11 protein-coding genes and 1 tRNA gene are annotated in these 6827 nt (G+C 68.1%); 6 read left to right on the top strand and 6 right to left on the bottom strand.

Translation table 11 applies throughout. The features are described from left to right. Positions 1-46: 46 nt before the first annotated feature. From OXR08_RS18380 to proB, 3 genes are read right to left on the bottom strand one after another with little or no spacing between them, the layout of a single operon-like run. A complete protein-coding gene (locus OXR08_RS18380; RefSeq protein WP_112383549.1) occupies positions 47-292 on the bottom strand; it encodes an acyl carrier protein in 246 nt (81 codons plus the stop codon). Positions 293-347: 55 nt separating this feature from the next. Beyond that, positions 348-1244 carry an NAD(P)H-binding protein gene (locus OXR08_RS18375; RefSeq protein WP_267352083.1) on the bottom strand — a complete coding sequence of 299 codons (897 nt, stop codon included), beginning with the start codon at positions 1242-1244 and terminating at the stop codon, positions 348-350. Next, positions 1241-2344, bottom strand: a complete 1104-nt coding sequence (gene proB, locus OXR08_RS18370; RefSeq protein ID WP_267352081.1) for a glutamate 5-kinase — start codon at positions 2342-2344, stop codon at positions 1241-1243. The genes OXR08_RS18375 and proB overlap by 4 nt, the downstream gene beginning before the upstream one ends. A 104-nt stretch (positions 2345-2448) precedes the next feature. Between proB and OXR08_RS18365 the strand changes: the two genes are divergently transcribed. Further along, positions 2449-2607 carry a hypothetical protein gene (locus OXR08_RS18365; RefSeq protein WP_161555560.1) on the top strand — a complete coding sequence of 53 codons (159 nt, stop codon included), beginning with the start codon at positions 2449-2451 and terminating at the stop codon, positions 2605-2607. Between the two features lie 151 nt (positions 2608-2758). Here the strand turns inward: OXR08_RS18365 and OXR08_RS18360 are convergent, their stop codons facing one another. Together OXR08_RS18360 and OXR08_RS18355 are read right to left on the bottom strand one after the other, a co-directional pair. Next, complete coding sequence (locus OXR08_RS18360) at positions 2759-3520, bottom strand: ZIP family zinc transporter (protein ID WP_112383480.1); 762 nt, start codon at positions 3518-3520, stop codon at positions 2759-2761. Positions 3521-3598: 78 nt separating this feature from the next. After that, positions 3599-3688, bottom strand: a tRNA-Ser gene (locus OXR08_RS18355). 148 nt (positions 3689-3836) lie between these two features. Between OXR08_RS18355 and hspQ the strand changes: the two genes are divergently transcribed. From hspQ to OXR08_RS18335, 4 genes are all read left to right on the top strand, one after another. Next, positions 3837-4193, top strand: a complete 357-nt coding sequence (gene hspQ / locus OXR08_RS18350; RefSeq protein ID WP_235903932.1) for a heat shock protein HspQ — start codon at positions 3837-3839, stop codon at positions 4191-4193. A gap of 159 nt (positions 4194-4352) precedes the next feature. Continuing rightward, positions 4353-4649, top strand: a complete 297-nt coding sequence (gene rplU / locus OXR08_RS18345; RefSeq protein WP_112383482.1) for a 50S ribosomal protein L21 — start codon at positions 4353-4355, stop codon at positions 4647-4649. A gap of 33 nt (positions 4650-4682) precedes the next feature. Then, positions 4683-4952 (top strand): 50S ribosomal protein L27, encoded by a 270-nt coding sequence (gene rpmA / locus OXR08_RS18340; protein ID WP_112383483.1) that lies wholly within the window; start codon positions 4683-4685, stop codon positions 4950-4952. A 195-nt stretch (positions 4953-5147) separates the two neighbouring features. Beyond that, positions 5148-5663: a GNAT family N-acetyltransferase gene (locus OXR08_RS18335; protein ID WP_149682012.1), complete on the top strand. Its 516-nt coding sequence runs from the start codon at positions 5148-5150 to the stop codon at positions 5661-5663. Here the strand turns inward: OXR08_RS18335 and OXR08_RS18330 are convergent. Further along, the gene (locus OXR08_RS18330) at positions 5660-6517 is read right to left on the bottom strand and encodes a metal-dependent hydrolase (protein WP_149681847.1); all 858 of its coding nucleotides are present in this window, start codon (positions 6515-6517) and stop codon (positions 5660-5662) included. The genes OXR08_RS18335 and OXR08_RS18330 overlap by 4 nt on opposite strands. Before the next feature lie 60 nt (positions 6518-6577). Between OXR08_RS18330 and OXR08_RS18325 the strand changes: the two genes are divergently transcribed. Then, positions 6578-6827: TetR family transcriptional regulator (locus OXR08_RS18325; RefSeq protein WP_267352075.1), on the top strand; the 250-nt coding region annotated here is incomplete at its 3' end.

The following is a 6827-nucleotide window of genomic DNA, read 5'->3' as shown; positions in this document are numbered from 1 at the left end:
TCGGGGACGGTCGCGCCCGCCGGAACCGGGCGGGCGCGGGGGGCGATCAGTCCTGCTTCAGCTTGACGACGGCATCGACGAGCTGGCCGACGGTTTCGATTTCCGCCTGCATGTTCATGGTGATGATGATGTCGAACTCGTCCTCGATCGCGGCGACGAAATCCATCACGGTCAGGCTGTCCCATTCGAGATCGCCCTGGAAGGTGGTCGTCTCGCTCAGCGCCACGCCCTTCTTGTTGAAGGGGGCGATCTGGGCGGCGACGGTGTCGAAGATGGTCTGGCGGTCGCTCATGATGATCCTTTCGCGGAAGCCGCATGGCATGCAAATGCGGCGTCTTTCCGGCGGCCTATAGCAAACCGGCGTCGCGATACCACCGGGCGGTGGCCGCGAGCCCGTCGGCGGTGGCGATGGCGGGCGTCCAGAGCGACGGATCGGGGCGCCGGGCGGGGTCGGCGGTCCAGTCGGGATGACAGAGATAGCCGACCCGGTCGGGGGTCAGCTTGGCGCCCGCACCGCGGAAACGGCGGTCGAGCGCCGCGCCGAGGCGCAGCAGCCCGGCCGGCAGGTGCATCGGTAGCACGCGGGTGCCGACCGCGCGGCCGATCAGCCGGGCAAGATCGGCATGGGTCAGCACGGTGCCGTCATCCACCTCCAGCACCGCAGGCGGGCCGCGGGTGAGCCCGAGTGCCACGATCAGGCGAGCGAGATCCTCCACCGCGACCAGCGACAGGCGACCGGGTGGGGGCAGCAGGGCGAGGCCACGCCGCGCCAGGCGGAACATGTCGCGCATCTCGGTATCGCCGGGGCCATAGACGCCGGTGGGGCGGACGATCGTCCAGTCGCGGTCGCTTTCCTCCACAAGCGTCTCCGCCTCGCGCTTGGACCAGCCATAGTTGGACAGTTGCGGCTCGCGTGCGGAGAGCGAGGAGACATGGACGAAGCGGGCGACACCGGCGGCGCGCGCGGCGGCGAGCATCGCGGCGGTGCCGTCGATATTGCCGGCCGCAAAGCCCGCGCGATCGGGCGCGTTGACGACGCCGGCGATGTGGAGAACGGCATCCGCGCCGCCAGCCAGCGTCGCCAGCGTGTCGGGGCGGTCGAGCGCGCCCTCCACCCAGGTCACGCCGTCTCGCAGCGGTTGCGCACGGCGGGTAAGGGCGCGGACCTGGTGGCCGCGGCCAAGCGCCTGATCCACCACCACGCGGCCGACAAAGCCGGTGGCGCCGGTAACGCCGAGGATCACAGCAGCGCCAGATGGTTGCGGTGGACCAGCGCGGCGCGCGGCGCATAGCCGAGGATCGCGGCCTGCTCGTCCGAACGCCGGCCGAGCAGGCGGGCGGCGTCGGCGGCGTCATATTCGGACAGGCCGCGCGCGATCGTGCCCCCCGGCCCCTCGATCGTGACGAGGTCGCCGCGGTCGAAGCGCCCCTCCACCCGCACCGCGCCCGCGGCCAGCAGGCTGCCGCCCCCCGCCAGCGCGCGGGCGGCGCCGGCATCGACATGGATCGCGCCGCGCGCGGTGAGCCCGCCGGCCAGCCATGCCTTGCGGGCGGGGGCGGCATGGGCGGCGACGAACAGGGTATGGCGCGCCTCGGTGGCGAGCGGGTGATCGATGCGGCCGCTGGCGATGGCGAGATGGGCGCCCGCGCTGGTGGCGATGCGCGCCGCCGCGATCTTGGACACCATGCCGCCCGACCCCATGCCGGAGGCGGAGCCGGCATCCGCCATGCCGGCGACCGCATCGATCGCATCGACCCGTGCGATATGGCGCGCGGCGGGGTTGGTGTGCGGATTGGCATCGTACAGGCCGTCGACATCGGACAACAGCACGACGCCGCCGGCGCCCGCCGCCTGCGCGATGCGCGCGGCAAGCCGGTCATTGTCGCCGAAGCGGATTTCCTCCGTGGCGACGCTGTCATTCTCGTTGATGACGGGCACGATGCCGAGGCCGAGCAGCCGGCCCAGCGTAGCGGCGGCGTTCAGGTAGCGGCGGCGATGTTCCAGATCGTCGAGCGTAACCAGCATCTGTGCCGCCGTGATGCCCTGATCGCCGAGCAGTTCGGCCCAGGTCTGGCTGAGCGCGATCTGGCCGGTCGCGGCGGCGGCCTGCGCATCCTCCAGGCTGGCGCGGCCGCCCTTGGGCAGCCCCAGGCGGCGCGCACCGAGCGCGATGGCGCCCGAGGACACGATCGCGACCTGCTGGCCGGCGCGGTGACGTTCGGCAAGGTCGGCAACAAGGCTGGCGAGCCATTCACGCCGCACCGCACCATCGGGGGCGACAAGCAGCGCCGAGCCGATCTTCACGACCAGCCGCGCGCAGGAGGAGGGAGGAAACAGCGCCATGGCGGACGGCGTTAGCGCGGTTGGCGGGGGGTGCCAATGCGTGCCCCGGACGAAGGGGCGGTATCCTTCGCCGCGTTCGCGCGTTCGGTGGGCATGGTTCATTCATGCAGGAGACGATGATGGCGCATGTTCCCGAGGGCGCGGGCGACAATTCCAAGGGCAAGAAGGCATCGCGCATCATCGCGCCGTCGATGGCGGCCTATATGGTCTTCGCGATGCTGATCGCGTTCGGGCTGATGTACGCCTATGCGTCCAACGCCTGATGATTGCAGGGCGTGCAATCGCGCGTGAATTCAATGCACTTGCGATATAGCGTGCTGCGCTGCACAAGGAGCGGGCCTTTTAGGCATCCTCTCCTAAAAACTTTCATGGCTGGTCTGCGGACCGGCCTTTTTTTTGGCCCGGCGCCGGCGCTCAGCCCCCGAGCTTGGTGAGGATGAAGGCGGCCAGAAAGCCGACCACGGCGATCATACCCGAATAATCGTGCGTCGATTCGGTCGCTTCGGGGATCATGGTATCGACCAGCATCGCCAGGATCGCGCCCGCAGCAACGGCGGTGACGGCCGCAAGGATGTCCGGCGCAGCCCCGGCCAGCGCGGCATTGCCGATCATCGCGGCGAGACCGGAGGCGAGGGCGATGCCGATCCATACGCCAAAGACATAGGTCGGCGATCGGCCCGACCGCTTCATCCCCGCCGCACTCGCCAGCCCCTCGGGAACGTTGGACAGGAACACCGCGGCGACCATCACCGCGCTGACTCCGCCGCCGCTGAGCAGGCTGGTACCGATGACCACCGATTCGGGAATGCCGTCGAGCAGCGCGCCGATCGCGATGGCGAGGCCCGAATTGGCCCCGGCATCGGGCTGCTTCTCCTGCGGGTTGCTGCCCGAACGCTTGCGATGACGCGCGCCCTGTCGCGATACGATGATGTTGGCGAGGGTGTAGACCGCGGCGCCGCCGACGAAACCCGCCGCGGTGGAATCGAAGCCGCCCTGTGCATAGGCCTCGTCCATCAGGTCGAAGGCGACGGCCGAGATCAGCACGCCCGAGCCGATGGCCATGATCGCGGCGATCAAGCGCTGTGGCAGGGTGACGAGATAGGGAATGGCCGCGCCGAGGATCAGCGCCGATCCGCCGACCAGCCCCCAAAGACCGGCCGTTACAACCTGATGCATCTACGTTTCCCCATGCCTGACCGGGTGGAACGTGCAAAAGGCCGGCGGGTGCCGGTGATCGCGCTATTTGATGTCAAGTGGCGGAGAGGGTGGGATTCGAACCCACGGTACCCGTGAGGGCACGCCGCATTTCGAGTGCGGTACATTCGACCACTCTGTCACCTCTCCGCTGAGGTTCGCACCGGGCGCCTGGGCGTCCGTCCGATCGGTCGAGGGCGGGCCTCTAATCGAAGGATTCGGGCGATGCAAGCGTCGAACTTGTGCCGCGGCGCAAAAAGCCTAGATTGTTTCCATGCCACGTCATGATCCCGTCCATATGCCCGACCGCCTGGAGGTGGAGGCCCCCGCCATCGCGCACGCCCGCTTCGCGATCGGGGAGGTGGTGCGGCATCGCCTGTTCGATTTCCGGGGCGTGGTGTTCGACGTGGACCCGGTCTTTGCCAATACCGAGGAATGGTATGAGGCGATCCCCGAATCGATTCGGCCGTCCAAGGACCAGCCCTTCTACCATCTGCTCGCCGAGAACATGGAATCGAGCTACGTCGCCTATGTCAGCCAGCAGAATCTGGTGACCGACGACAGCGACGAGCCGATCGACCATCCGGCCATCGCCGGGTTGTTCACCGGGTTCGAGGACGGGCGTTATCGCCTGCGACAGGAGCATCGGCACTGAGTCCGAGCGTGCGGCGGGGCATGTCCCATGCGATGCCGGCAAAACGTCCGAATACCCGCTCGCGCGGTTGACAATGTCGCCTCATTTGCCTAGCTGACGCTTCTTTCCCGCTGGGCGTGGCCTTTGCGGGGCACATGCATTTGGGAAGTGACAACAGCCATGTTCGCAGTCGTGCGCACGGGCGGCAAGCAGTACCGCGTCGCCGCCGGAGACAAGATCGTCGTCGAGAAGATCGAGGGCGAGGCCGGCGCGTCGGTGACGCTGGACGATGTGCTGCTCATGGGCGAGGGCTCGGAGCTGAAGTCGACCAGCGGCCTGACGGTCGCCGCAGAGATCATCGCCCAGGCCAAGGGCGAGAAGGTGATCGTTTTCAAGAAGCGTCGCCGCCACAATTATCGTCGCCGCAACGGCCATCGCCAGAACCACACGATCCTCAAGATCGTTTCGGTCGGCTGAGCAGACGTTTCGAGAATCCAGGAGTAGATCGCAATGGCACATAAGAAAGCAGGCGGTTCTTCGCGCAACGGTCGCGATTCGGCCGGCCGCCGCCTTGGCGTGAAGAAGTTCGGTGGCCAGGAGTGCGTCGCCGGCAACATCCTCGTGCGTCAGCGCGGGACCAAGTTCTATCCGGGCCGCAATGTCGGCATCGGCAAGGATCACACGCTGTTCGCGCTGACCGACGGCCGTGTCGCGTTTGCCGAAGGCAAGCTCGGCCGCAAATATTGCTCGGTCGAAATGATTGCGGCTGCGGCCGAATAAGGGCGATCATTCGGGTCGCCCACCAGGGTGACCCGGGTTCCGCGACGGAACCTGCCAAAAAGGGAGACGGGTCACCCCGGCTCCCTTTTTTTCGTGCTCCCGTTCTAGCGTATGTCGTTGTTCCGTCATGTGGATATGGCAGGGCACGCGCGACGCGACGAGGAGTGTACGAGAATGTTCGCGCGGACGGAGAGATTGATGCTGCGGCCCGGCTGGCCGGAGGACGCACCCGAGCTGGTGCGGGCGATCGGCCATGAGGACGTGGTCACGCGGCTGGCACGGGCGCCCTGGCCCTATGCGCTGGGCGATGCGCAGGCCTTCCTGGCGCAGCCGCGCGGCGGCCATGAACCCCGCTTCCTGATCTTCGACGATATCGCCGCCGGCCCGCGGCTGGTCGGCGGGATCGAACTGATCGACGGCGAGGAACTGGCCTATTGGCTGACCCCGGCCGCCTGGGGGCGCGGCTATGCGACCGAGGCGGGGCGCGCGATGATCGACATCGCCCGCCACGCGCTGGGTGTCCGGCGGCTGCACGCGCGCCACTTCGTCGACAATCCTGCATCCGGCCGGGTGCTGGCCAAGCTCGGCTTCTGCGCCACGGGTGAAATCGCGCCGCTCGCCTCGCGGGGGCGGCGCGAACCGGGGCTGGCGATCGCTTATGAGCGCGACCTGGACGAGGAGCGAGCGGTGCCGGTGGCGCTCGCGGCCTAGGCGGCGCGCGCTTCCGGCATGACCGCATCGGCATAATCGCTTTCGGCAAGGCCGATCAGCGCGCGGTCGTCATGCTTCCAGGGGTGGAAGCCCGGCAGGAAGTAGCTGAGCCATGCGCCGGCGACCTTGCGCGCCATGCCGGGCCGGACCAGCGCATAATGGAACAGCCGCCACCAGATGCGCGGGCCGGTCAGCCCGTCCTGGCGCAGCAGGTCCAGCATGCCGCGGCGGCGACCGTTCACGAACCGGCCGGTGGTGATGAGCATCACCAGCGCCTTGATCCGCCAGCGCTTGAAACGCGGCCAGTCGCGCGTGGCGTGCAGCCATGTGTCATAGGCGACGCCCTTGTGCTCGATCTCCTCGGCGGCGTGCCACAGCCATAGCCGCGCCGCTTCCCGGTCGCCGCCCGCCAGATGACGGGGGTCGGCGATCAGCGCATGCGCCAGGATCGCGGTGAAATGCTCCAGCGCGGTGGTCGCGGCCAGGCGCGCGATCGCCGGCCTGCCGTCGGTCAGCGCCAGTTGCGCCACCACGTCGCGCTCCAGCCGGCTGGTATCGTATCCCTGTTCGGTGACGTGGCGGTTGAAGGCGACATGCTCGCGGCTGTGGATCACCTCCTGCTTCACGAAGGCGCGAATCTCGCCTTGCAGCTTGGGCGGCGTGCCGTCGCGGAATGCCTTGACGCTGTCGCAGAAAAAGGCCTCGCCGCGCGGAAAGGTGACGGACAGCGCATTGTAGAAGGCGGTCGCGACGGGATCGTCGTTCAACCAGTATCGCCGCAACCGCGCATCGCGGCCGAACCGGACATCGCGCGGCGTGATCGTCAAATCGGCGGGCGTGATTGCTTTGGCCACAAAAACCTCCGACTGTGGTGTAAGTTAGATAGCTTACATCAGTGTAGGTAAGGAGCGTGCGTGGAAGCGTCAACCCGACGTCGTTTGCCCCCGGAGGAGTCGCGCGCCCAGGCGCTGGACGCGGCACGCGCGCTGCTGATCGAATCGGGGCCGCAGGCGATCACGCTGAAGGCGGTGGCGGCGCGGATGGGGCGTACCCATGCCAATCTGCTGCATCATTTCGGCAGCGCCGCCGACCTGCAGCGGGCGCTGGCCGAGCGGATGGCGACCGACATCACGCGCCAGATCGGCGTCGCGGTGCAGGCGGCGC

The sequence above is a fragment of the Sphingomonas sp. GM_Shp_2 genome (genome assembly GCF_026540875.1).
Classification (GTDB): Bacteria; Pseudomonadota; Alphaproteobacteria; order Sphingomonadales; family Sphingomonadaceae; genus Sphingomonas; species Sphingomonas carotinifaciens.
Note: the sequence above shows the minus strand (reverse complement) of the source record. Positions and strands in the feature narration are given on the sequence as shown.

What these genes read in the sequence shown, in the direction of transcription:
- proB (WP_267352081.1), bottom strand. Translation starts at nt 2,344, where the DNA reads ATGGCGCTGTTTCCTCCCTCCTCCTGCGCGCGGCTGGTCGTGAAGATC.
- OXR08_RS18360 (WP_112383480.1), bottom strand. Translation starts at nt 3,520, where the DNA reads ATGCATCAGGTTGTAACGGCCGGTCTTTGGGGGCTGGTCGGCGGATCG.
- OXR08_RS18380 (WP_112383549.1), bottom strand. Translation starts at nt 292, where the DNA reads ATGAGCGACCGCCAGACCATCTTCGACACCGTCGCCGCCCAGATCGCC.
- rpmA (WP_112383483.1), top strand. Translation starts at nt 4,683, where the DNA reads ATGGCACATAAGAAAGCAGGCGGTTCTTCGCGCAACGGTCGCGATTCG.
- OXR08_RS18365 (WP_161555560.1), top strand. Translation starts at nt 2,449, where the DNA reads ATGCAGGAGACGATGATGGCGCATGTTCCCGAGGGCGCGGGCGACAAT.
- hspQ (WP_235903932.1), top strand. Translation starts at nt 3,837, where the DNA reads ATGCCCGACCGCCTGGAGGTGGAGGCCCCCGCCATCGCGCACGCCCGC.
- rplU (WP_112383482.1), top strand. Translation starts at nt 4,353, where the DNA reads ATGTTCGCAGTCGTGCGCACGGGCGGCAAGCAGTACCGCGTCGCCGCC.